The organism is Streptococcus cristatus, from assembly GCF_001588905.1.
GTDB lineage: Bacteria > Bacillota > Bacilli > Lactobacillales > Streptococcaceae > Streptococcus > Streptococcus cristatus_N.
Genome location: NZ_LAWH01000041.1, coordinates 1 through 24,357 on the forward strand (window position 1 = coordinate 1; position 24,357 = coordinate 24,357).

General features: G+C 42.2%; 21 protein-coding genes. 2 read left to right on the plus strand and 19 right to left on the minus strand.

Going from position 1 to position 24,357, the window contains the following annotated elements; translation table 11 throughout:
- Positions 1–73: 73 nt before the first annotated feature.
- The 12 genes from nt5e to A0765_RS08515 all read right to left on the minus strand — a co-directional run bounded on the left by nt5e (position 74) and on the right by A0765_RS08515 (position 12,924).
- Positions 74–2,323, minus strand: coding sequence for a cell surface ecto-5'-nucleotidase Nt5e (gene nt5e / locus A0765_RS08460; protein WP_062006005.1), 2,250 nt, complete (start codon positions 2,321–2,323; stop codon positions 74–76).
- A gap of 142 nt (positions 2,324–2,465) precedes the next feature.
- The gene (locus A0765_RS08465) at positions 2,466–3,734 is read right to left on the minus strand and encodes a dihydroorotase (RefSeq protein WP_062006007.1); all 1,269 of its coding nucleotides are present in this window, start codon (positions 3,732–3,734) and stop codon (positions 2,466–2,468) included.
- Positions 3,735–3,746: 12 nt separating this feature from the next.
- Positions 3,747–4,211 (minus strand): NUDIX hydrolase, encoded by a 465-nt coding sequence (locus A0765_RS08470; protein WP_002904550.1) that lies wholly within the window; start codon positions 4,209–4,211, stop codon positions 3,747–3,749.
- A gap of 8 nt (positions 4,212–4,219) precedes the next feature.
- The gene (locus tag A0765_RS08475; RefSeq protein WP_062006009.1) at positions 4,220–4,873 is read right to left on the minus strand and encodes a uracil-DNA glycosylase; all 654 of its coding nucleotides are present in this window, start codon (positions 4,871–4,873) and stop codon (positions 4,220–4,222) included.
- A gap of 59 nt (positions 4,874–4,932) precedes the next feature.
- On the minus strand, positions 4,933–6,459 hold the full coding sequence (locus A0765_RS08480) for a glycosyltransferase-like membrane protein (RefSeq protein WP_062006011.1): 1,527 nt from the start codon (positions 6,457–6,459) through the stop codon (positions 4,933–4,935).
- 112 nt (positions 6,460–6,571) lie between these two features.
- Positions 6,572–7,201 carry an orotate phosphoribosyltransferase gene (gene pyrE / locus A0765_RS08485; protein ID WP_062006012.1) on the minus strand — a complete coding sequence of 210 codons (630 nt, stop codon included), beginning with the start codon at positions 7,199–7,201 and terminating at the stop codon, positions 6,572–6,574.
- A gap of 47 nt (positions 7,202–7,248) precedes the next feature.
- Positions 7,249–7,941 (minus strand): orotidine-5'-phosphate decarboxylase, encoded by a 693-nt coding sequence (gene pyrF / locus A0765_RS08490; protein ID WP_062006014.1) that lies wholly within the window; start codon positions 7,939–7,941, stop codon positions 7,249–7,251.
- A gap of 203 nt (positions 7,942–8,144) precedes the next feature.
- Positions 8,145–9,083, minus strand: a complete 939-nt coding sequence (locus tag A0765_RS08495) for a dihydroorotate dehydrogenase (RefSeq protein WP_062006016.1) — start codon at positions 9,081–9,083, stop codon at positions 8,145–8,147.
- Between the two features lie 12 nt (positions 9,084–9,095).
- Positions 9,096–9,902, minus strand: a complete 807-nt coding sequence (locus A0765_RS08500) for a dihydroorotate dehydrogenase electron transfer subunit (RefSeq protein ID WP_062006018.1) — start codon at positions 9,900–9,902, stop codon at positions 9,096–9,098.
- A gap of 213 nt (positions 9,903–10,115) precedes the next feature.
- Complete coding sequence (locus A0765_RS08505; protein ID WP_062006020.1) at positions 10,116–11,090, minus strand: hypothetical protein; 975 nt, start codon at positions 11,088–11,090, stop codon at positions 10,116–10,118.
- 27 nt (positions 11,091–11,117) lie between these two features.
- Positions 11,118–11,963 carry a hypothetical protein gene (locus tag A0765_RS08510; RefSeq protein WP_062006022.1) on the minus strand — a complete coding sequence of 282 codons (846 nt, stop codon included), beginning with the start codon at positions 11,961–11,963 and terminating at the stop codon, positions 11,118–11,120.
- A gap of 145 nt (positions 11,964–12,108) precedes the next feature.
- The gene (locus tag A0765_RS08515) at positions 12,109–12,924 is read right to left on the minus strand and encodes a hypothetical protein (RefSeq protein WP_062006024.1); all 816 of its coding nucleotides are present in this window, start codon (positions 12,922–12,924) and stop codon (positions 12,109–12,111) included.
- Between the two features lie 110 nt (positions 12,925–13,034).
- On the opposite strand from A0765_RS08515, the gene A0765_RS08520 reads away from it, so the two are divergent.
- Together A0765_RS08520 and A0765_RS10480 are read left to right on the plus strand one after the other, a co-directional pair.
- A complete protein-coding gene (locus A0765_RS08520; protein ID WP_005589634.1) occupies positions 13,035–13,943 on the plus strand; it encodes a LysR family transcriptional regulator in 909 nt (302 codons plus the stop codon).
- Positions 13,933–14,070 (plus strand): hypothetical protein, encoded by a 138-nt coding sequence (locus A0765_RS10480; RefSeq protein ID WP_179856158.1) that lies wholly within the window; start codon positions 13,933–13,935, stop codon positions 14,068–14,070. Before A0765_RS08520 ends, A0765_RS10480 begins: the two co-directional genes overlap by 11 nt.
- Here A0765_RS10480 and csm6 read toward each other — a convergent pair.
- The 7 genes from csm6 to cas6 form a co-directional block, all read right to left on the minus strand.
- The gene (csm6, locus tag A0765_RS08525) at positions 14,063–15,484 is read right to left on the minus strand and encodes a type III-A CRISPR-associated CARF protein Csm6 (RefSeq protein WP_062006025.1); all 1,422 of its coding nucleotides are present in this window, start codon (positions 15,482–15,484) and stop codon (positions 14,063–14,065) included. The genes A0765_RS10480 and csm6 overlap by 8 nt on opposite strands.
- Complete coding sequence (csm5, locus tag A0765_RS08530) at positions 15,481–16,605, minus strand: type III-A CRISPR-associated RAMP protein Csm5 (protein ID WP_062006027.1); 1,125 nt, start codon at positions 16,603–16,605, stop codon at positions 15,481–15,483. Before csm5 ends, csm6 begins: the two co-directional genes overlap by 4 nt.
- Positions 16,602–17,510, minus strand: a complete 909-nt coding sequence (csm4, locus tag A0765_RS08535; RefSeq protein WP_062006029.1) for a type III-A CRISPR-associated RAMP protein Csm4 — start codon at positions 17,508–17,510, stop codon at positions 16,602–16,604. Before csm4 ends, csm5 begins: the two co-directional genes overlap by 4 nt.
- A gap of 11 nt (positions 17,511–17,521) precedes the next feature.
- On the minus strand, positions 17,522–18,232 hold the full coding sequence (gene csm3 / locus A0765_RS08540) for a type III-A CRISPR-associated RAMP protein Csm3 (protein WP_015604603.1): 711 nt from the start codon (positions 18,230–18,232) through the stop codon (positions 17,522–17,524).
- On the minus strand, positions 18,229–18,618 hold the full coding sequence (gene csm2, locus A0765_RS08545; RefSeq protein ID WP_062006035.1) for a type III-A CRISPR-associated protein Csm2: 390 nt from the start codon (positions 18,616–18,618) through the stop codon (positions 18,229–18,231). The genes csm3 and csm2 overlap by 4 nt, the downstream gene beginning before the upstream one ends.
- A gap of 130 nt (positions 18,619–18,748) precedes the next feature.
- Positions 18,749–21,046: a type III-A CRISPR-associated protein Cas10/Csm1 gene (gene cas10, locus A0765_RS08550; protein ID WP_062006031.1), complete on the minus strand. Its 2,298-nt coding sequence runs from the start codon at positions 21,044–21,046 to the stop codon at positions 18,749–18,751.
- Positions 21,027–21,761 carry a CRISPR-associated endoribonuclease Cas6 gene (gene cas6 / locus A0765_RS08555; protein ID WP_062006033.1) on the minus strand — a complete coding sequence of 245 codons (735 nt, stop codon included), beginning with the start codon at positions 21,759–21,761 and terminating at the stop codon, positions 21,027–21,029. Before cas6 ends, cas10 begins: the two co-directional genes overlap by 20 nt.
- Between the last annotated feature and the right edge of the window lie 2,596 nt (positions 21,762–24,357).

Sequence of the window (24,357 nt, forward strand, 5' to 3'; positions counted from 1 at the left end):
TCAACCACTGCGTCTTGCTCGACAATCCAAAAACAATTGAGAGGCTAGGACTTTTGTCCCAGCCTCATTTTTTTTAATCTTTTTGAGTTTTTTTCAGGCTTGATACACCTAGGGTTCCCAGAACCAGTCCAAAGAGAGAAAGAAGGATAGGATTCTTGCTTCCTGTTTTCGGAAGAGTTCCTTGTTTGCTTGCTACTTCTGTCGGACGGACCTGTGCTGGAGCTTGATAAGTTGCCTTATTTGCTGCTGGCTGAACTGTATTTGGCTTCTCAACAGAAGGTTGTTCTTGTGGTTTTGTCTCTGGCACAACTGGATGATTAGGTTGGCTAGGAACTACTGGATTGCTTGGTGTTGTTGGAACTGTTGGATTAGTTGGATTGGTAGGATTTGCTGGGTTGCTTGGGTTTGCTGGATTGCTTTGTCCAGGCTTAGAAGTCGCATCTTTTGGATCAGTACCCTGCTGGATCTCCTCGATATCTGTGTAACCATCTCCATCTGTATCCTTGCTAGCAGACATCGAAATCGTGCGAGAATTTGGATTGATTGCTGCATAGGCTGTCAAATCTGCACTTTCCAGATATTCTGCAAAGGCCACGTCCATAGATGGACCTTCCTCACGCGCACCACCCAGCATGGTATAACCATCACCACCAGCTGCTAGGAAGTCATTGGTTGTCAGGTAATAGGTCTTAGCCAAGTCAAGAGCTTCATAAGCACCTGTTTCTTTGTTTTTGATTTCAATGCGGAGAATCCGTTTCTCTGCTGGCAGAGTTGTATCATAGTAAACTTTAGCACCAGAAACTTGCAAGAAACCACCACTTGGCTCTAGCAATGGTTGGCCGTTTTCATCCAAGACAGGTTTTCCATCTTTTTCTTGTAGGATCGAGCCTAAAGATTTGGCAAACATATCTGCGATATTCTGACCTGTTACCTTGATTTGAGAAATGGTATTTCCAAAAGGCAATACAGCGATGACATTTCCCTTAGTGATTGGCTTGTCCTTGGCAATCGTTTCCCGTAGGCCACCACCGTTGGTCACAGCCAAGTCTGTTTTGTTGGCAAAGCCTGTTTGGCCATATTTGTAAAGGGCATCTGCTACCACATTCCCCAGATTGGTTTCTCGAACGCGAACATTTTCACGGTCGCCATTAAGCTCCACAGGGCTATTCGCCACGATTACCTTGGCATTTTCTGCATCGTATTTTTCCTTAATCTTCTTAACCATCTCTGCTACAACTGGATCTGGAGTCGCTTTTTTAGCTGTTGCAGCTGGGATTTGCTGAGGATTGCCCAGAAGTTGGTTGGCCTTGAAAGTAACTTTACCGATATTGTGCAAATAACTACCAGTCTGGTTGTAAGTCACATTTTCACCGTAAGTAGTGGACTCTACTGTGTGAGAATGGCCGTCAATCACTGTAACCCGCTTGCCCTTCAGTTTGGCATTTTTAGAAAGTGCTTCAGCCAAGGTAGAACCGCGCCATTCAACTGGTGTCGTCGTATCCACACCCAAGTGAGCCAGAACGACATAGTTTTTGTAAGTCTTGCCTTCAGCTGCTGCACGCGCTTCAACTTCGTCAATCACGCGGTTAACCTCTGTGATTGGATCCGCGAAAGTCACACCTTGAATATTTTTTGGGTGAGTTTTTGTAGCTGTCTCAGGAGTGGTCACCCCGATCACGACAAATTCATCACCTTCTACATTCTTATCCTTGTCCACAATGGTTGACGCTTGGAAGACACGAGCATTGTTGGCATAGGTATTAGCGCTGAGAAGTGGGAAATTGAGGATTTCTTTGTATTTTTTGGCTTCATCCAAACCAAAGTCAAATTCATGGTTTCCGACCGCCATAGCATCATAGCCGATTTCATTGAGGATCTTCGCGCGTTCTTCCCCTTTGGAGCTGTTAGAAATTGGCAGACCTTGGAAAGCATCTCCTGCATCTACGACCAGCGTTTGAGGATTTTTCGCGCGTTCTTCCTTGATAACTGTTGCAAGTTTGGCATCTCCGATAACACCTTTTTCTTCGACGATACGACCATGCACATCGTTTGTATGAAGAATGGTAGCTTCAGGCAAGCTTGCGTCAGATGCTCCTGATACATCTTGAGCATTAGCTGCGATGGCCGCATTTACGCTAGCTTCATCGGCAGAAACTCCACCTGCTTGTGCCAAATCTGTTTCAGCTGGTTTTTGAGCTGAGTCACTCACATTTGCTGCAGCAGTTGCTGGCTGAACCTCATCCGCAGCAACTTGATGGTCCAAAAAGGCAGGTGCCAACAGAACCGTCGACAAAACAGGTAAAATAAGATGCTTCTTTTTCATAAATAAAAGCTCCAGTCTATGTTTTTTCTACTATTATACTGTTTTTTCTGTAAAAAGGGAATGCCTTTTCAAGGAATCCTTCTTCTTAATACGAAAAACGTTCCAAAATGAAATGGAACGTTGAGTTTCTATGAATGTCTGCTTAGGCTTGGAAGACGATTTCCCCATCGCAGATGGTATATTTGACTTGCCCTTTCAGCTCTTCGCCAACAAAAGGTGAATTGGCTGCCTTGGAGGCAAATTGGTCGGAAACCAGACGGTCAGCTTTAGGATCAAAAATAGTGATGTCCGCTGGGCCTTCTTCGGCCAGAAAACCAGCATTAAAATCATAGAGACTAGCCGGATTAAGAGTCATTTTTTCCAAAAGTTCCATCAAGCTCAGATGGTCAGCCTCTACCAAGTAGGTCAGACCTAGAGAAAGCGAGGTCTCAAGACCAGTCATACCAGAAGGCGCTTTAGTGATATCTTCTACATTTTTCTCATCAGCGTGATGTGGAGCATGGTCCGTTGCAATGACAGAAATAACACCAGACTTGAGCCCTTCGATAACGGCCAGACGGTCCGATTCTAAGCGCAGAGGCGGATTCATCTTAGCATTGCTGCCCTTGGTCAATAGCAGAGCTTCTGTCTTAGAGAAGTGCTGAGGTGCTGCTTCAGCGGTGACTTGAGCGCCTAGTTTTTGGGCAAACTCGACAACCTTGACACTCTCAGCCTTGGACAAATGCTGAATATGGACATGAGCCTTGGCATCATAAGCAATCATGACATCGCGGGCAATCATGCTATATTCGGCCACACCTGTCGCGCCACAGATATGAAAATGCTCTTTAGCGATATGCTCATTGAAGCCGAGGATGCCGTTGAGATTAGGATCTTCCTCGTGCAAGCTAATAAAAGTATCGTTTTTGCGCGCTTCCACGAGAGCTTGACGGACAATGCCAGCATTAGTCAGCGGAATACCGTCATCAGAAAAACCTACTGCACCAGCTGCCAAGAGACCCTGAAAATCTGTCAGATGCTGCCCATCAAAATTCTCTGTAATCGTCGCGACCGACTTGATATGGATATTTTCACGACTGGCTGACACCAGCACTTCCTGCAGGGTTTCAACTGTAGAAATGGTCGGATTGGTATTGGCCATCATAACAACAGTCGTAAAGCCACCCGCTGCTGCTGCCAAAGCCCCCGTATGAATGTCTTCCTTATGAGTCTGACCTGGCTCCCGGAAATGAACGTGAATGTCGACCAGACCGGGTGCAACGACCAAACCACTAGCATCTAGGACTTGGGCATCAGCCGCTTCCAGATTTTGGCCAATTTTGACAATTTTCTTGCCCTCCACCAGCACATCGCACACTTGATCCAGACCTGACTTAGGGTCCATAACACGGCCATTCTTGATTAGTAGCATTTTCTATCTCCTTTATTCGTAAAAATCGACCTGCGTGTCGAGCAGTTTATCACCATCATAAACAAATTTGGCTGAAAAGAAGGGCTTATCCTCCAGCAGCCATTCAACAAAGGTATGATCTCCTTCCCAAGTAGGCTTTGAAAGCACCTGATCGTAAGGCACCCATTCCAGCGTCCCTTCATTGCAATCAATCAACTCTCCCTCAAACTCCGTCACCTTGAAAACATAGGTGTACCAGTCCAAGTCGGGAGTGAATTCTGGAAAAGTAATAACACCTTTTAGGACAGGCTTGGCCTTGAGACCAGTTTCCTCTAGAATCTCACGTGCTGCGCATTCCTGTGGGGTTTCTCCTCGCTCTAGCTTGCCACCGACACCAATCCATTTCCCAGCATGAACGTCGTTGGGCTTTTTGTTGCGGTGCAGCATGAGAAACTCCCGACCATTATCGATATAACAAATCGTTGCTAACTGAACCATACTACCTCCTAAGCTAACCAATCGATTGGCTCCAAGCCCTTAGCCACTAAGAAATCATTGGTACGAGAAAAAGGTTTGCTGCCAAAGAAGCCACGATACGCAGACAGCGGACTTGGGTGAGCTGACTCGATAATCAAATGTTGGGAATTACTAATCAAGGCTTTTTTCTTGCGGGCGTAAGAACCCCAGAGGATAAAGACAACTGGATCAGACTTTTCATTGACTACTTTGATAATAGCATCAGTAAAAGGTTCCCATATTAAGCCGGCATGCGCATTGGCCTGGCCAGCAGGCACTGTCAGACCAGCATTGAGCAAGAGAACACCCTGCTGAGCCCAGGAAGTCAAATCATGCGACTCTTTCACTCCGATATCATCAGCCAGTTCTTTGAGAATATTCTGCAAAGAAGGCGGAGCTGGAATGTTATCAGGAACCGAAAAACTCAAGCCCTGTGCCTGTCTCGGTCCGTGGTAGGGATCCTGCCCTAAAATAACCACCTTAACATCCGCTAAATCCGTCGTCTGAATCGCATTAAAAACTTTTTCCCGAGGTGGGTAAATGGTCCCAGAAGCGTAAACTTGGTCTAAAAAATGATTGATTTTTGCAAAATAACCTTCCGGCAGCTGCTCCTTAATCAAAGCGTGCCAAGCTGAATGCTGCATATCTGTCTCCTTTTTATTTTACATTCCATACCTATGGGCAACTAAGCTGACAAGTCTAGTTAGACCTTCTTTTCCCAAAATTTCATGCGAGTCAAGTCGAGCGGATATTGAGTCAATCCCACAACTGACAAAATCAAAATCTGTGGCAAAAACTGAATCAGATAACGCGTCTTGCCTCCTTCGAAAATTTGCAGAAAGAGGAGACCACCGAAAACTGCCAAGATCAAGAAATTCAAGGAATCATTTGGTCGGTATTTCCAAAGGGCAAAGACCAGCCCCAAAGCCATGACAATCCAAACTGCCTGCTTGAGCAGCGAATAAAATCGAAAACTATCCTTATCAGAATTGAGGAAAAAGTCACGGATAAACTGGGCGAATGCATTGTCTTTTGTGAACTCATAAAGCGGTGAAATATAAGGTGTCTTTTCATTTTCAACACTGCGATAGAGCCAACCCAAGTTTCCTTCAGCAACTGTCAAAGAGTGTTTATAATACAGGTGTTGTAGAAAGGTCAGCGGAGTGTATTCTTTCAAACGGCGCTTGATTTCTTTGATGACATTTTCCCTTGCAAACATGCCGTTATTGTAGTCAGCTCGCTTGTCAGGTTCGACGTATTGCAAGAGCCCTTCCTTCATGTCTTCCTGATCGTGACCGATATTGGTTAGGCCCAGATTGATGAAAAGCAGTGGCCCTTTGGCCAGCCCTTGGCCTTGGATGATCGGCACTTCTGTCTGGTGAGCCAGACTATAATGAAGTGGAAGGTAGCCTGCTGAAAAGCTTAGAGCAAAGACCGCAGCAGTCAAGAAAAACTTTTGCCAGTTTTGTCTCAAGAACAAAACTCCAAAAACAGCAATCAACAAAATCATCACTGTCGGACGAATCAAAAAGGCAAGACTGGTCAGAATCCCTAATATAAGACTTCTAGCAATGATTTGGCGACTATTCCCCTTATTTTCCAACAGACTCAGAGCCAGAAAAATCTGTAGACTAATCAAAGGCAAGGGAGGGATGTCCGTGTACATAGACATATAGTAAGGCGAAAATCCGACCAAGGCCACATAAAGGCTAAAAACCGCATCTGCCGTAGCCTGCGAAAAGTATCGCTGACAGCCTTTGTAGAGGATCCAAGACGCAATATTGACGTAAAAAAGATTGAGTCCCTGCATAATCCAGAGCGCTGCTTCGCCAAAGAGATTAAAGAAGAAACGCTCATAGAGAAAGAGGGGCAGATTATTAGGATTGCGCGTCAGGTAGCTGGAAATAGAGGACTCCTTCAGGTACTTAAAAGCCCCTGTGAAAACCACCGCTGCATCCCGTCGAATCAAAAGCTCAGCCGATAGGAGCATGATGAGCTGAAAAAGGAGAGCTGCTAAAGCAATGGCAAGCTTGTGCCTCATTAGAAAATGATAAGACTTTTTAAGCTGAAACCGATAGCGATTCGCTAGGATTGCCAAGACTCCAAACAAAATCAGAGCCAAACTGCTCAACTGCGACACATGAAAAATAGCTGTAAACAGCCAATGAAGACTCAATACCAGCATGATTTTTTGTAGAATCAAAAAAGTGATATGATAAATCTTAGACATGGCTTTATTATAACAAAATCAGGCACTTTTTGCTATTTTAAAAAGTGGGCAGAGGCCAAGTAAATCCTAAAAAAGAGACAGGAACATGCTAGTCCCGCCTCCTCGTACCTTCTTAATTTTGCCAGTTTTCTTGATCGTCTTTAAACTTCTTCAGCAAAGTCAATCCTTCTGCATTGATATAGCCTTCTTGCTCAGCCAAGTGGATAAGTTCTGTGTAGTTTGATAAAGTCACCAACTTCACGCCTGCATCCGCAAAGTTCTTATCCGCCTTTGGCAATTCGTAGGTGAAGATAGCTGCAGCACCGATTACATCTGCTCCTTCACGCTTAGCTGCCTCAATAGCATCCAAGACAGAGCCACCAGTGGAAATCAAATCTTCAATCACAACCATCTTTTGACCAGGAGCCACTCGGCCTTCAATCTGATTGCCCGCTCCGTGATCTTTTGGTTTGCTGCGGATATAAGCAAAAGGCAGATTCATCTTGTCGGCAATGATAGCCCCGTGAGGAATACCCGCCGTTGCCGTTCCCGCAATCACTTCCACATCAGGAAATTCCGCACGAATTTTTTCGACAAAGCCATTTTCGATCAAGGTCCGAGTTTCTGGGTAGGCCAAAGTCACTCGGTTATCTGTGTAAATCGGTGATTTAATCCCAGAAGCCCAAGTAAAAGGCTCCTCTGGTTTCAAGTAAACCGCTTTGATTTTCAACAAGTCACGTGCAATATCGTTGGCTAAAGTCATTTTTCACTCCTTATACATCTGTTATTCGTTTAATTTAAAATTCTTACTTAGCTGTTCCACTGTTTCTTAATTTCGTGATAGGCGTCCCAAGGATTTTCAGCCTGAATAATCGGACGACCAACCACAATATAATTGCTGCCAATCTGGTGGGCTTCCTGCGGTGTCATGACCCGCTTTTGGTCACCGATTTCAGCACCGGCCGGCCGGATACCCGGTGTCACGCAAAGAAAATCGTCCGCCGTGGCTGCCTTGATGAGCTCAACTTCCAAGGCCGAGCAAACAACCCCATCCAGCCCAGCTTCCTTGGCTTTTCTGGCATAATTGACAACCGATTCCTGCACGGTTGTTTGGATATTTTGGCAGTCGCGCATATCTTCTTCGCTGGTCGAAGTCAACTGGGTCACCGCTACTAGCTTCGCATTGTCACCGAGGACCTTTTTAGCCTCCCGCATCATCTCAACGCCGCCAGCCGCATGAACCGTCACCATGTCAACCCCAAATGTTCCCAAGACAGACATAGCTGAACGCACGGTATTAGGAATGTCGTGCAATTTCAAATCGAGGAAAATACTATGTCCCAAGCCTTTCAGATAATGCACAATTTCTGGACCGATGGCATAAAAGAATTCCATGCCGATTTTGACGTACAGTTTTTCATCTTCAGGGAAATGCTCCAGAAAGTTTTTGACATCATCAAAAGATGGAAAGTCTAGGGCGATAATAGGACGTTCTTCACGCATACGGTTCTTCTCCTTGCTTGTTACTTACTATAAAGATGATTACAATCATAGAAAAAACCTTGCCCGAGAGCAAGGTTACACGAAAATGTGGCAAAATCTGCCATTTTAAACGTATGCGCCTTAGAGCCTCTCTGGACTTCTTTAAAGGTTTTATCTTAAACATTCTATAATTTACTGGGAAGTTTGTCAAGAGAAAATCAAGCTTAAAGTAAATTTTCTCTGACTTCTTTCCTCAAGCTTTCTAAGCTTTCAATGCCGTATTTATCCATAACTTGCGGCAAGTTTTCTATAATGTTAGGACAGGCATACGGATCGGTAAAATTCGCTGTTCCGACGCCGATAGCTGATGCACCAGCGATAAACATCTCCAGCGCTGCCTCTGCCGAGTCAACTCCCCCCATGCCAATGATTGGTAGTTTGGTGAACTGAGCGACCTGACGAATCAGCTTGAGCGCCACAGGAAAGACAGCTGGACCAGACATGCCACCTGTTCCATTAGCAATGATCGGCCGCTTCGTTTTCAGATCGAAACGCATTCCCACCAAGGTATTGATCATGGTCAGACCGCTCGCACCCGCATCTTCTGCCGCCTTGGCCACTTGGGTAATGTCTGCTACACTAGGAGTCAATTTGACATAGACTGGAACTTGAGAGGCAGCAACTGCTGCTTTTACCGCTTCATAGGCTAGCTCAGGGACTTGTCCAATTAAAAGCCCCGCATTGCCATGGTCCACATTGGGGCAGGAAATATTGAGCTCAATCGCCTTGACATTGGGAGCTTGAGAGATTTTTCCAGATACATAAGCATATTCTTCATTGGAAAAACCAGCCACATTAGCAATAATTGGCAAATCTGGATAGTGCTGAGCCAACCAAGGAAGTTTTTCAGCCACAACTGCATTGACACCTGGATTTTGGAGGCCGATAGCATTGAGCATGCCAGCTGGCGTTTCAGCCACACGGGGCGTTGGATTGCCAAAGCGAGGATGTTGCGTCGTCGCCTTGATCATGATAGAGCCCAGTAGATCCAAGTCATAGTATTTGGCATATTCTTGACCGAAACCAAAACAACCTGAAGCTGGAATGATTGGATTTTTCAGCTCTAAGCCTGGCAGAGAAATTTTCAAACGATTTTCAGTCATTTCCTTATCCTCCTAAAGCACGATAGTCCCAGTCTCAAAAACTGGACCGTCTTCACAAACCCGCTTATTGACCGCTTCATCCTGACCTGCTACATGAACGACGCAGGCATAGCAGGCGCCCATGCCACAAGCCATGCGAGACTCCATCGATAGATAGGCATGGGGATGGTTATGAAATTTCCGATCCACATACTGGAGCATACCGGGCGCTCCACAAGAATAGACCGCAGCAAAATCTTCTGTCAGCTCATCGACAATGGTTGATACATAGCCTTTTTGACCATAAGTCCCATCATCTGTAGTGATAAACAACTGACTGCACTCACGAAATTCTTCTTCCAAAATAACCGCAGATTGATTAGCAAAGCCTAATACTGCTGTAACCTGGGCACCCTTAGCATACAGTTCTTTCGCTGTTTGCAAGAGAGGAGGCACACCGATACCACCACCAATGATCAAGACTTTGTCTCCCTTTTCTACTGGAGACAAATCAAAACCATTGCCCTGAGGCCCCATGACATCAAGATAGCTACCGACAGAAAGCTGAGAGAAAATGGCCGTCCCGCCACCTTCGACCCGATAAATAATCCGGCAGATTTGCTGCTCCCGATCAATCTCCGATATGGAAATCGGCCGCCGCAGCAACTTGCTATCATCTGGCACTCGAATATGCAGGAATTGCCCGACCTGCATCTGGCTCACCATCTGGCCTTTCAGGCGCATCGAAAAAATCTGAGGCGCAATTTCTACCTGCTCCAGCAGCTCCATTTGCTCCAGCATAATCTTGCCAAATCTCTTTTTACAACTGTCACTAACCATGACAACCTCACTTTCTACAAGAAAAAACCTCGCCGCAGCAAGGTTTCGCAAAAAACAAGGCAGTCAAATTGCCTCTTATACCGTTTTTCCTACCTTGCAGCCTCACTGGACTTGATTAAAGGTTAAATTGTAAACATTATATCGTTAGCGATAAGGATTGTCAAGATAGAAAAAACATTAGAACTTTCAAATTTTCTCCAAGGAATTACAGTCTTACCAGCTCTTGTCAAATTCGCTTGTTACATCTGCCAAACAAAAACTGCCATCCTCCTGTCTTCTAAAATTCAAGGACACCCTGTCACTTTTCCGTTCTGTATTTGAACGACGAATATTAATATAATTCACTTGCAATGTTAACGGACTATAATCTGTATCACTTCCCGAAATATTTGTATGTGAAGGCAATCCAAAACGCTCAACAACCTCTTGATAAGTCATCCCGCCTTTGCCATACCGCCAATCACCTATTTTTAATGTATCCATATCTTCTGATTTCCACTTAAAGACAAATTCATCTTTTGTCGCTGGAAGATATCTACTGTCATCTAAATATACTGCACTTTTATTTATCAAATAGTAGGTCTTCCCATTTGAATCAGGGTCATAAAAGCTCAAACTGATTTCCTGAGGATGTCCCGACGCGCCATATCTCGGAACATCTATAATTCTTGTCTTATAAGTCAGTGTCACTTCTTTTTTAGCAAAACTCACATCTGAAGCCTTACCGTATTTCGCAATGACTTCTTCTAAAGTTGGATGATTGCCCCATCCTCCCTTAACTCGCTTTAGCTCTACAAAATTGTCTAACGTCCAATTAAAAGCAAACTTATCTTCATCTTCCTCAACAATTTTCTTTTTCAGTTCCTTTTGTTCTTGGATCAATTTTGATTCATCATCATTTTGCTGACTAGCCGAGCTGTCTCCACTAACTGATGAGGTCCTATCGTCATATTTGTACTTCAATTCAGCTTTATTAGGAACCTGTTGCGATAAATAATAGAAGCCAAAGAACAAAGCAAAAGAGATTGCCAAACAAAGAAGGGTAAAAGCCAAGCTAATTCTTTTTTTCTCCTCCTTCATCGTCATCATTCTGAGCTCTTCTCGTTTTAGTTTTTGTTGCCGGTAAAGGTCTCTTTTGATCTCTCTAAACGAATGAAGATCACGCTTTTTCTTGCTACTCCTCCTCATTTTTCTCCTCTTTCTTATCGATTTAGTTTACTCACTTTCTTTAGACACCAAACGCCATCTACCATCTCCTTGCTTGTAGAATTCTAAATGAACTCTTTTCAATTGTTCTGGATTTTGCCAAGAATCTGGATTAACATAATCAACCCGCATCTTCAGTTGATTGTCGTCTCCAGAAATCGTCTGATAGAGAGGTAAGCCGACTTTTAAAACAATCTCATCATATGGTGTACCTTTGGCTGTTCCTTCTCTAGCACCAATAACAAGACTATCGATGTATGCTTGCGTCCATAAAAAGGATCTTTTAGGATTGTTATCCACCTGAATTTTATCACTTGAAAGACTAAAATAGTATTTTGAAATAAGCTTATAGACACCATCAAATTGAGCAAAGGTTAAAGATACATAGCCCATACTACCATTTTTCGATTTCCAGATAAGGCGAATATGTTTTTGAACTTTATGATTTGGCAAAAAATCAATCCAGGCCCCACCTTGAACTGGTTTCCCAAATTCCTTTAAAACATCTTCCAAGACGGCTCCGCCCTTGTATTTGTTTATGGGAAGTGCGACTGCCTTTTCAACTGTCCAAAGAAAGGGACCGCTTTTTTCTGGAGAAACAATAAGACTTTTAGCGAATTGTTCTGCTTCAGCTTTCTCATCTTCCAAACTATTTGATGACGAACTAATCTGGCTAGACGGAGTTGGCGTCTGATTGGCTTTGCTTTTTCCTGACAGAGAAAGCGTCAAAAAAACTGTTCCAATGATAGAAAATACAACAATAGCTACTACCATGAATGGCAAAAGCTTAGATTTATAGGTTTGCTTTTCTAACTCGAAAGCAAGATCTTCAAACGAATCTTCTTGTCTCTTCATAACTACTCCTTATCAGTCTAAAAACTCATCATATCATGAATAGGTTAAGATTGCAAAATGTACTTCAGTCTGTTTATACAGAAGAAAGCCCAAATTCCCCGTCTTTTCTGCTTGCTTTGGCTACCTAAGGAGACCATCAATCTCCCTATCTTTCTCTTCTATCGATATGACTAGTAACTGTCGTCAACCGAAAGACGCCATCTTCTTGACGGTGTAAGATTAAATGAACCCATTCATTATCATAGACTTCATCTGAAGTTAAGTATTTGAGTTCCAAGCCAATTTGCTGGCTATCTGCTGCGTCCAAGCGCGAAATAAAAACTTCTGATTCTCTAGGTAGGCCAAATAATTGAATGATTTCTTCGTAGGACATACCAGGATGACCTGTGCTCTCGTCACCAACTTGTAAAGCAGCAATATCAGCCTTTGTCCAGAGATAGGGACTATCTCCCTGTGGCAAACTTGGATAAGCCTCATCAAGAATGTTCGCTCTCTTACCAATGAGATGATAGCCTGCTCCATCTTTTTCAAATGTCAACCTTAAACTACTATGACGACCTTGAATACCCTTACTGACATAGCTTAATTCAATATTCTCATTGCTCTCAGTATAAAAAAAACTTGAAGCTTTGCCATGCTTTTCAAGGATTTGGTCCAGAGAAGCTCCGTTTTGGCCAGCAGCGGTATCCTTAATTTGCAGATTGATGATGTCATCAGTTGTCCATGTAAAACGAGAGTTTTCTCTATCAACAACTTTCTCCTCTAACAGAAGCTCCTCTGATGACTTTTGGCGAACAGTTGAAGATATGCTGCTTTGCCCAAGTCCCTCATAAGCTGATTTAAGCCCCCACATGATCATCACCTTCCTAAGTGGAATCATTAAGCAAATTGTCAAAAATACTATAAAAATAGTGATGGGTAGTCCTACCGAACGATTTTTATAGTCATCCTCTTTGGCCATATCGCCCTCCTTATTTCCTTCATTTTAGCATAGGAAACTTTAGCAAGCAAACATTTTCTAAACTTCTGATTTATCAGGAAAAAATCCCCAGTTTGTGATAAAATAGACCTATGAGAATTCAACAATTACACTACATTATCAAAATCGTCGAGACCGGCAGCATGAACGAGGCTGCCAAGCAACTTTTTATCACCCAGCCTAGCTTGTCCAACGCTGTGCGGGATTTGGAAAATGAAATGGGCATCGAGATTTTCATTCGCAATCCCAAAGGAATTACCTTGACCAAGGACGGCATGGAGTTTCTTTCCTATGCTCGTCAGGTAGTTGAGCAGACTCAGCTTCTAGAGGAGCGATACAAAAATCCTGTCGCCCACCGCGAGCTTTTCAGCGTCTCTGCCCAGCACTATGCCTTTGTGGTCAATGCCTTCGTCTCCCTGCTTAAAAAAAGCGATATGGAGAAATACGAGCTCTTTCTGCGGGAAACTCGGACTTGGGAAATCATTGATGACGTGAAGAACTTCCGTAGCGAGATCGGTGTCCTCTTCCTAAACAGCTACAACCGTGATGTCCTCTCTAAAATGCTGGATGATAGCCATCTGATTGCGACCCACCTCTTCACAGCACAGCCCCATATCTTTGTCAGCAAGTCCAATCCGTTGGCCAAGAAAAAGCTGGTACAACTGTCAGACTTGGAAGATTTCCCTTATCTCAGCTATGACCAAGGGACTCACAACTCCTTCTACTTTTCTGAGGAAATTCTCTCACAGGAGCACCATAAAAAGTCCATCGTCGTCAGCGACCGTGCGACTCTCTTTAACCTTTTGATCGGTCTGGATGGCTACACGATTGCAACCGGTATTCTCAACAGCAACCTCAACGGCGACAATATTGTCTCCATCCCTCTGGATATCGATGATCCAATCGAGCTGGTCTATATCCAGCACGAAAAAGCCAGCCTGTCCAAGATGGGCGAGCGCTTTATCGAGTATCTGATCGAGGAAGTACAGTTTGATAAGTAAAGCAAAACACCTAGAAGCAGGCAGCTTACTGCAGGATCTAGGTGTTTTTTCTATTTTTGAGACTTGGTTTTCCTATCAGGTTTATCAGATTGGGGAAGGCGTTAGGGAAGGTTGGGAGTCTATTTAATACAGCTGATTAACTCTCGATTCTTTATATCATAATAATTAAAATATTTCTGATATAAAGAGGCATCTATATCAGAATATGCAGCTATGACGAGCTCTCTCAATCCCTTCACCAATTCGTCCAATTCCTCTTGCTCCACTGAGATTTCAGCCAGACCATGAGCAACTTTATTTCGTCTGCTATTTAATTCTGTCACTTTTTGAGTACTAGTCACTATCGCACTTCTTCCCTCCAAAAAACTTACAAGATATCTAAACGAATGAATCATTAGGTCGCTTTTTCTACCAAAACTCCCTTTAGGGTTCACTTTTTTAATCTCCTGAGTAATATAATCGCAAATTTCACTAATTTCATTATTATTAAGTGATTCTAAATTCACCTTGAATCCCTTGGAAGTTTTTTTGACATACCTTTCATGCTTTCTAAATAAATAGTTTCCAATAACAAACTCCGCAAAGGATTTTGCCTTGACTAGCACATCAGTCACTTGACCTCTACGATTTAGAATATCAATCATCAGATAATAATTTAACACTTTTTGAAACTCATCTGTGTCATCATATTTCAAATTATCATCAACTGCAAGCTCTTCAAGAACTCTCTGTTTTTGAAAAACACTAATCATGTTTTCTAATACATTTTTTGAACTTTGTTGATCTTGTTCATTGGAAATAATATCGGGATTTGCCTTTAAGATATCTAACGCTGCTTTGTATTCATACTTCAAAATGAAATCTTCATAAGTCCGCTGTAATAAATTGTTTTTTAATTTTTCACCTGTTTCAATTTCTGGTTTACGCCCATCTCTATATTTTGCTCCTTGCTTTTTCAATAAATCATCTAAAACAACTTCTTCAAAATAAGGAGCGCCCTGATTAGACCTATTTGTTTTCTTACCATTTGGAGAATCTACCCGAGCAAGTCTTGTATGATAATCCTTGATAAAATTGATAGCATACATAGCAGCCTGACACTGAGGAGTACCACTCGTCACATTTAAAATATAATCTCCATGTGACATATCTTCTCTGTTAAGAATTTCTTCCACGAATTTATACATTGTATCAAATTCGTGAATCCCTTCTTTTACATGCTCATTCTGTATCACTGGAGATTCTTTTCCATCGTAAACAGCTTGAACAGCTGCTTCAAAGTTTTTCTGCTTTACCTTCATCTCATCACTATATATAACAATAAGCTTGTCAGGCATTTCATCTTTAATAATTACGAGTGCAGGACCATCCGAAATTTCCTGTCGATAACCATCTTGCTCGTAGTTATTAATATCCTCTATAGTCAAGGCTCTTCGAAATTCGTTCGTTTTCTCTCGCCCCGTTTCATCTTTTTTTTTCGAATGTTTAAATTTTACACCAATCGGATCATACTGACTGATAAATGTAATCAACGTCTTCATCTTGTTGCTACCTCCATAATCGTAAAATAGGTTTTGCCCATTTCATAGAAATTCTCTACATTATTAATTAATTCTATTTCACCATCAACGGTTAAAAAAGGCGCCTTTGTCAATTTTAGAGCTCCTCGTCCAGACATTTTTTTATGTCGTTTTTGAACTTCGCCATCCGCTTGCCTAAATACTGTTTTGGTCCAAGCACCGCTACCACCACCTAGATAGAGGGGATAGGATAAATTGTTTTGAATTAAATGATTAGGAAATTTTTTTAGAAAGAAATCTTTATATCCTTCGTAGGCTTCATCTTCTGTCACTCCAAAGTAATATTTTTGTGCATATTCTCCAAGAGAAGCAACGAGCTCACCGGCTCTTCCATCTTTAAAACCTGAAGCAGTAATGATTTCAAATTCCATCTTAGTTCCAGGTCTCAGAGCCTCACGATAGATACTCAGTGAATGCGGCTTTGTATCATCTGGAGTAAAATCCCACTTTTGAACAAGAATTAAATCATCATTTGTCAGAGGCTGACTGTCTGAGACACGAATTTCATTAAAAATATCATCAAAAGGTTTTATTTTTTCATGTCTCTGTCGTCTAGTTGGTCCCCAAGAAATCGCTTTCTTATTTTCAACGATTTTGCCTTTTTTTTCCTGCTTAAAATTCGTTGAGTGCCAATGCGTATTCATCAAAATAGTGCGAATAGCACCTTTAAGAGAGCTACCCGGGATATAAGGGTTACCGTAACAATCTCTCATAAATTGATGAACACCATTGATTTCTCCTGGATCTGTCGTTTCCTGATTTCGGGCTGTATAGCCTCCTTTAGGCTTTTCAAGTCCTGTTGCTTTAAGTCTATAACCCCCAAAATCACGTTTTGTTATGTCATGCTCAGCTAGAAAATCACTTATTCGATTAGTTTTATTATCCGAGTCAATTAAGAATTTTTCAAATTTTTCATCAATTCCTTGTTTGATAAGTTCGTCATAAAGCAGCGTCATATCTGGAAAATAATATTCGTCCCCTTCAAGAATATACTCACGAGCGGTACGAAGCTGACCACTCCCAATATGCACTGGTCCCAATGTACACAGGGTCAACTTAAATTTCCTATATTCTGTCTTCATTTGGATTCCTCCAATATATAAAATAAAGGTTTAGCATAATGCCAGACTGGATGAGGAAACTCATTACTTGGCCTGACATCACAGATTTGACCATTATACGTTTTGGAAAAGGTTGAACCTGCCTTAAAAGTGTAAAGATTCTGCTTACGATAATTAGACTCTATTTTCTCACTAAATGCAAATCCACTTCCCTTTTTCAGTAAGTAACGCCCCTCATTCATTGCTATTTCCAAATCACTATCCACTGGCAAAGAAGTTGTCAAAGTCATGACTTTGCCTGTATGGTTAACAGTTAACTTTTCCAAAAAATCCAGTGGCTGGGCAACAGTTTTATCCAGAGTAAAACCACCGTAACCACTGCTGCGCTTCCCTCCGATTCCACTGAACTGAAGACTTTCCAACAAACGATCCAACAAATCAGATTGATTGGCGATGAAATACAGACTGCTTTTGTCAAAGTGAACTGAAGCAACTTGATAAAGATTTCCATCTTGGAAGGGCTGGTTTTTTGTGTTAACTGATTTTGTAGCCAGATATTCACCGATGATACTATTTCCAGATAGAAAGCAGTCAAAATCCCCCAGCTTAATAAAAGCTAACTTCTTTACTTTTTTAGCTTCTTCCCGCTGTTTGATAATATCTTCACTTCGGTTGACTTTATCTAATAATGGATAGCCGATAGGCTTGGGGAGATAGGGAACTTCATTATAGGGGAAAGCATCAGTCAGCACAAAATCCTCCTGTTGAGATAAAGCTTCAAACTTATCTAAGACCCCCATCTTAATAGCTTCAAGCACTAAGGCGGAGTAAAGACGGGCTGCCGTGAAAGTCATGACCGAATCATCCAAATGACCTTCGCCAAAATGCGCAGACTTAAAATCTAATTTATAGAGTTGATAGGCCATAGTAGACCTCCTTACTTAATATCCGAATCTGGATTCTCTGCACTTTCTCCACCATCGGACTCATCCTTAGTATATGGCTTCAGAGCTTCTATAATCCTATCTTTATCAAATTCACCAAAGACAGTCTTAACCTCAAAGTCTTTAAAACACACTTTACCATAGCCACGACTACCAGAACCGCCTAAGTAATCCCATTCCAACAATTCAAAACCAGCTTTGAGAATTTCCATGTCCTTTTCTACCTCAGTGAGTTCTTTCTCCTGGATAGAATAGATAATCTCAAAAGCAAATTGACTTTCACGAATAGCTCGCTCAACTTGTCGTGGAGTTGCTTCAGCTGTAATGCGATTGATAGTATTTTCAAACTTAACTTCTGTGTAAGTAGATACTCTTTTACCTAGCTCTTCTTTGTTGTTTAGAAAGGCATCTCGAAAAACCAAGCGACCAATTTTATAAGTTTCTGAATTTCCGAAGAGACGGCTAATTTCCAAACTATCTTTACTTAACTTATCACTTGTATTGTTATTATAGTCTGTCCGATAAAGTAAGCTGCGCATTTTTCCTTTTAAAGTGGAGCCTGGAATATAGGGAAGATTCGTAAGGGGATCTTTGATAATAGGATTATTGGTAGCACCAATAGCTGCGAAAGCATTACTTGTCCCAATATGAAGTCCGCTTTTCAGCTCAATAATTCCTGAAATTTTTACTTTTGAATAGGTCATTGATCTCTTCCTCCGTTGAATTTAAAATATGCAATTAAAGCTTCCATATACCGACAGAAGCGCTGCAAACTCGGTATATCTTGAATTTCTTTCAATGCTTCTAACAAAGCGGCTTTTTTAACAAAATCTTCTACAGCTGGTTCTCTTCCAGATTGGTAAACAAACTGAATCCTCAAATAGGAAATTTTTTCTCTTAATTCCTCAATATCATTTTTTGTTTTACTTTCGTCAAAAAGATTACTGGTCAAAGCGGCTAAATTACGAATTTGTGTACTGGTTAATTTGAATTTCATCTTGCCCTTACTTGGTCCTTTTTCGTATTTCCCTGAATTATCCAACTTACGAATAACCTTCTCCGCCTTATCGACATAATCATCTGTCAAAATAGGCGGCTCAAGCTTGAAACAGTTTTGTTCATTACTTTGATTACCATATCTATCTTGATTACGATTGTTTTGAAATTTCTTTCCACCGTTATTTCGGTTATTTTTATTTTTTTCGTACGGTGCCATCTTTTTATACCTTTCTAATTTCATATAGATAGTAGATGAGAGCTAACTCTGCTTCTCTCTGTGTTTTACTGCTACTCTTATACCAATTCCAAAAAGCATTTTTGAATTCTCTGAAATGTTCCTTCTCATCTTTGCTGGCTTCATCTTCCATTCGCGCCAATAGGTAGGCTAAGCGGGCAACATTCATCCTTCTATCATCAGAAGATCCGTGTGACTTATACATTTCTTTATCATTAAGTTGCAAAAGTTCAACCAAGCGATAGAGAAAATTGATCCCCCTATCCTTCTGACCAGAGAAATATTTCCGAATATCCTTCAATTTCCCTTTGTAAATCTCATTAATAAAGTCATCAAACTTGAAAGTGTACCGTTCATTGAAAAGAGAAATACTATCTTTACCATTGTCCTTGGCGGCCTCTTCAAGTTGTCCAGCATCCAAAGCCATCAGATGAATCGGAGTTTTGTCTGGATAAAGCCCAACGCCTGCAGATAAGGTTAACTTCCCATTTGTAAAAGCAATAAATTTCTGCCTAATATCCACCGCAAAATCTATAACATCCTGCCAGCTGCCAATCGCAAATACATCATCACCACCTGCATAGATAATCGTCAAATTCTTATCCTTTGCAAATTGGTTAATGTGAAACTTAAAGAAAAGACTCATCTGCTGAGAAAATACAGCAGAGCGAGCAAGAGTATTATAACTTCCACCTTCCTGCTTAGAAAATCCAGCCATAAAAGCTGCACCTAGATTGTCTACATCCAAACGCAAAACGGCCAGCCGCTTAATTCCCTTAGCTATTCCCTCAGTTCCTTCGATATCTTTTTGAGACAGACCTGCATAGTCTTCAATATTCGCTGCCTGACGGTCTCCTATAAAGACATGAATAGCAGCATTATTCGTAGAAAATTTATTTTTCACATATAAGCGACCTGAGGTGGAAATATTTTCTTCATCCACAGCCAGCAATACAGCTCCAGGGCCAATCGGCAGTCCTTCTTCTCCCTCTACAATTTGGAAATAATAATAGTCTTCCCTTTCAGGATTTTCAGTATCGTCAAAAGTATGAATTTTAGCAGCAAAACCTCTAAGCTCACGACAAATAGGACAAAGATTTTGTACATCCTCACCACCTATCCCCAGCATCTCAATCTCCCCAACCGCATGGCAAATCTCACACTCTCGTTCAGACTGCTTACCGCCCTTATTGAGATCTCGCAGGGTATTTGCATCGTAGCGAGATATTTTCTTTTCAGAAATCATCCAGCTAGTTTCTTGGTAAATCTCGCGATAGTGTTGTAGATAGCTGGCAACCAATCCATAACGGTATTTCATAATCTGCTCTGCGGCAAATGGTGCCCAACCAAATGCAACATAAAGACCCGTCTGAAAATGCTTCAGGAGGAATCTGTTAAATTCTATTTCAAATTGCTCCAAAGCTGCCACTGTAGCTTCTGTATTGGGTAGAACGAAATAGGCATGGCCTCCACCGACATAAAGGGCATTGGCGCGTGATAGAGCCAACTTCTCCAAGAGACTATCCACAATATTTTCACTCATAAATTCCAGATAAAGACTGCGAGCCTTGAGTTGCTTAGCAGCCCCTTTGCTGGCGATATTATAGATAAAGTCCTGAATGCCAGACAAATCAAAACTAGCTAGCAAGAATGCTGATTCTCTATAAAATTTGGATTCATCATCTAGTAGAGTATATTGGTCTTGACTTTTCAGATAATCAAAAATCGCAGTAGCAAAAGCAACTGTTAATCTACTATGCTCTGCTAGAGAAAGATCTCCCAGCTCCTTGTCACCAGGAAGTAGAGGTACTTTCGAGAACAAAATCCGCCAAAGATTGAAAAAGGATGGCAAACTTTTTTCCTCTAAGCGAAGTTCTTGCAGTTTTTCAGTCAAAATATTCAGTAGCTCCTCATAGCAGTCTTGACTAATTTCAGCTGCTTCGTGGCTGGCAATATTGAGTTCACTATCATCTGTCAGAACTTCAAATTTCTGATAACGAGAACCCTTGTCCTCTTTGAAAGCATTAAAAATATCTGCTTGAGGGTAGAAAAGTTTATCTGACATAACCTTTCTATCATCTGGTAAACCACTTGCAATACGATCTGCTAAGCTAACGATCTTTCCTGCTCTGCTATCTTCATACAAATCCAGCTGAGGATGTTGTTTCTTTAACCATGCTTTTCCTAAGTCTATATCATCAGACTGGCCAAGTGAGCGACTGACAATACGGCCAAGATTGTGAAACAAGGCACAGTAAATCAAATCAAGCTTTTCTTTCTTCAATTCTCATCCCTCCCATTCCTAGGCTACACTTTGTGCCGACTCCGGCATACTCACCGAATTTTATGAGCATCTGCGCATAAGCTTTTAGTGTGGATGCTCCCTTTATCTGAATCGTCACCCTGCCTTCAAAGGCGGGGTATTTTCGTCCATGAATTGGAAAATAATGACTTTTTAGATGATAGCTCGTAATTTGGCTATGGTCTGCTAAAAACTGTAGGGTCTCCTCTTCGATTTCCGCTCTTCCTTCCACCAGTCGACTGTATTTTTGCATCAAACTTTGAAAGATCAGACGCGTATCTGGAAATAGCACAAACCGCCCCTGTCGCTTAAAGGTCGTTGGCGTATAAAAATGCACCCGTATCAGGTGGGAAGCATCATCATCTTGGTAAATATCCAGCAAGGCCTTCTGGGATAGGGAGTGGATTTCCACCTTTTTGACAAGGATTTCCTCAGCATAGCTCTCTAGCTTAATGGTTTCCAAGTTTAATAAAGGAGCTAGCATTTGCTGTTCCGCCTCTTCTGAAAGCAAATTGACAACCCACACTGACTCATCGCGCGTGGAGCTTAGATTCATCGAGTAGGGATTGGTCTCCTGCTCATGGAGAAAGTTCGCAAAGTCTGGCGAAATGCTTGCCATCAAAAAGCCCTGAAGCTTACTGATCAATTCTTCGTCTTTTAGTCTTGTCTTTGATAGATGTAACTCTACTTTCTTCACACGGTCTCCTCTCTGTACTGCAAAAGCGCCCGAAAAAGGCAAAAGAATCTTTCACCGATTTCATGGCGCCCTTTAGAACGATTATTATTTACTCAGCTTATTATATCAAATTTTGAAAGCGTTGTCAATATTTTTTGAAGTATTTGAAAAAACGATATTTAACAGTCAACATCCTTCTGTCTTGGCGAAGCAAGAAGCTGAGGGAAAGTAAAAAAGCCCCCAGCCACTCTGTACCCTCTCGAGGATTTGGGGGATTCTAACTAAAAAAATGTTTGTTTTAAAACATGGGAATCGCAAGTTTCCGTACCCTCGCGAGGATTAAGGGGATTCTAACAGCAGGTATCTATTTCAAAATTTCGTGGGGTGAATCGTTTCCGTACCCTCGCGAGGGTTATGGGAGTTCTAAAGGATAATCTTGATAACGACTTGTGGTGCTGTGATTTGTTTCCGTACCCTCGCGAGGATTTTGGGGGTTCTAACTAAAGGAGCTGATGATTTGAGTGCACTTGATTTCGTTTCCGTCCCCTCTCGAGGATTTTGGGGGTTCTAACTCAGCAAATGCGGACGAAAAAAAGCCTGCGCTTGAGTTTCCGTCTCCTCTCGAGGTTTAGGGGGGCTAACGATACAGCAACACCTTATGTCGAAAAGTTTATAGACCGTTTCCGTTCCCTCGCGAGGTTTAGGGGGGATCTAACATTCCAGGTCATGGACTACAAGGTCGACGGTGATACATTTCCGTTCCCTCGCGAGGTTTAGGGAGTATCTAACGAGATAATTACTGAAGAGAATAAAGAGAAGGCAATCGTTTCCGTACCCTCGCGAGGATTTTGGGGGTTCTAACAGATTATCGTGATTATCTGGTCTTAAACGACTCATTGGTTTCCGTCCCCGCGCGAGGATTAGGGGGGATCTAAACAAGTAACTACAGCACCAACAATGCCACAAGCGGGTTTCCGTCCCCTCGCGAGGATTAGGGGGGTTCTAACAGCTCATACGGATTACAGGTGATCTAATCGTGGATGGGTTTCCGTCCCCTCGCGAGGATGTAGGGGGTTCTAACTCAGCAAATGCGGACGAAAAAAAGCCTGCGCTTGAGTTTCCGTCTCCTCTCGAGGTTTAGGGGGGTCTAACGCACGGAGACCACCTCTTAATCGATACACCAAACGGGTTTCCGTCCCCTCGCGAGGTTCAGAGGGAATCTAACGTAAAAACTACAAAATTGGTTGGAAGCGTGAAAGTCGGGTTTCCGTTCCCTCGCGAGGATTAGGGGGAGTCTAACACGGTAGACCCAAATTCCAAGGCTTCTTATGATCAGTTTCCGTACCCTTACAAGATATGTGGAAGAGTCTAACTCAAGTTCTTTAATTCGATGATAACCTATAAAACTTATGTTTCCGTCCCCTCGCGAGGTTTAGGGGGGATCTAACTTATAGTTCTTTTAGAAAAGGGGTGAATATATGAAAGTTTCCGTCCCCTCTCAAGGATTTGGGGGAGTCTAACTAACAGGAATTTCTTGTACGAAGTTCAATCTGAAATTGTTTCCGTACCCTCGCGAGGATTGGGGGGTCTAACCTAATGAAAGGATGGTGAGTAATAATGAACACTAGCGTTTCCGTACCCTTACGAGATATGTGGAAGAGTCTAACTCAAGTTCTTTAATTCGATGACAACCTATAAAACTTATGTTTCCGTCCCCTCTCGAGGATTGTGGGGGTTCTAACCGAGTCGGTTAAATTCTATAGAAAATTCTACTATCGTTTCCGTACCCTCTCGAGGTTTAGGGGGGTCTAACCCATTAACCGTCGATATAAAAATCAGAACGGGGATTATGTTTCCGTACCCTCACGAGGATTTTTTTGGGGGGGCTAACTGAATCAGCGGCAGGATGTGATGATCAATAAATTTAATTTTCCGTACCCTCTCGAGGATTGGGGGGAGCTAACGTTGGTAAAACATATATGGCTTCTTATGTTATGAAGTTTCCGTCCCCTCTCGAGGATTAGGGGGTTCTAACATACGCGAAGCAAATCGAAGATACTAAGGGCTCTCGGTTTCCGTACCCTCTCGAGGATTAGGGGGGGGGTCTAACATACCCATTTTTCTAAAAAAATAATGCGTAGTGAGTTTCAGTACCCTCGCGAGGATTAGGGGTGTCTAACTTAACGAGACCAAGACTAGCTTAGCTGAGTTTAAGTTTCCGTCCCCTATCGAGGATTAGGTGGGTTCTAACTATTGATCTTAAAGATGATGATGTAGAAGCCTTCTGTTTCCGTCCCCTCTCGAGGTTTAGGGGGGGCTAACGCCATATCTTGTGTAGAAGCGCAGAAGCCCCACCACTACATCTTGTGTCCCCAAAAACTAGTTAAACCCTAACCTCATTATACCATGCCTAGCCCAGAAATCAAAGCTTAAAAGAACAAAATATCGTCTATCAACTCCGCGCCATCATAGAGAGTGGGACAGAAATCGGTAATTCGTTAGAATTCGATTTCGTCGTCCCACCTCCGCACAGTTGAGTAGGGCTGTAAAAGCTGATGAAATCAGCGTAATAGAGCCCACTCAACCACTGCGTCTTGCTCGACAATCCAAAGACAAT

Coding starts and splice junctions, on each gene's coding strand:
- nt5e (WP_062006005.1), bottom strand. CDS start 2,323: ATGAAAAAGAAGCATCTTATTTTACCTGTTTTGTCGACGGTTCTGTTG.
- A0765_RS08465 (WP_062006007.1), bottom strand. CDS start 3,734: ATGCTACTAATCAAGAATGGCCGTGTTATGGACCCTAAGTCAGGTCTG.
- A0765_RS08470 (WP_002904550.1), bottom strand. CDS start 4,211: ATGGTTCAGTTAGCAACGATTTGTTATATCGATAATGGTCGGGAGTTT.
- A0765_RS08475 (WP_062006009.1), bottom strand. CDS start 4,873: ATGCAGCATTCAGCTTGGCACGCTTTGATTAAGGAGCAGCTGCCGGAA.
- A0765_RS08480 (WP_062006011.1), bottom strand. CDS start 6,459: ATGTCTAAGATTTATCATATCACTTTTTTGATTCTACAAAAAATCATG.
- pyrE (WP_062006012.1), bottom strand. CDS start 7,201: ATGACTTTAGCCAACGATATTGCACGTGACTTGTTGAAAATCAAAGCG.
- pyrF (WP_062006014.1), bottom strand. CDS start 7,941: ATGCGTGAAGAACGTCCTATTATCGCCCTAGACTTTCCATCTTTTGAT.
- A0765_RS08495 (WP_062006016.1), bottom strand. CDS start 9,083: ATGACTGAAAATCGTTTGAAAATTTCTCTGCCAGGCTTAGAGCTGAAA.
- A0765_RS08500 (WP_062006018.1), bottom strand. CDS start 9,902: ATGGTTAGTGACAGTTGTAAAAAGAGATTTGGCAAGATTATGCTGGAG.
- A0765_RS08505 (WP_062006020.1), bottom strand. CDS start 11,090: ATGAGGAGGAGTAGCAAGAAAAAGCGTGATCTTCATTCGTTTAGAGAG.
- A0765_RS08510 (WP_062006022.1), bottom strand. CDS start 11,963: ATGAAGAGACAAGAAGATTCGTTTGAAGATCTTGCTTTCGAGTTAGAA.
- A0765_RS08515 (WP_062006024.1), bottom strand. CDS start 12,924: ATGGCCAAAGAGGATGACTATAAAAATCGTTCGGTAGGACTACCCATC.
- A0765_RS08520 (WP_005589634.1), top strand. CDS start 13,035: ATGAGAATTCAACAATTACACTACATTATCAAAATCGTCGAGACCGGC.
- csm6 (WP_062006025.1), bottom strand. CDS start 15,484: ATGAAGACGTTGATTACATTTATCAGTCAGTATGATCCGATTGGTGTA.
- csm5 (WP_062006027.1), bottom strand. CDS start 16,605: ATGAAGACAGAATATAGGAAATTTAAGTTGACCCTGTGTACATTGGGA.
- csm4 (WP_062006029.1), bottom strand. CDS start 17,510: ATGGCCTATCAACTCTATAAATTAGATTTTAAGTCTGCGCATTTTGGC.
- csm3 (WP_015604603.1), bottom strand. CDS start 18,232: ATGACCTATTCAAAAGTAAAAATTTCAGGAATTATTGAGCTGAAAAGC.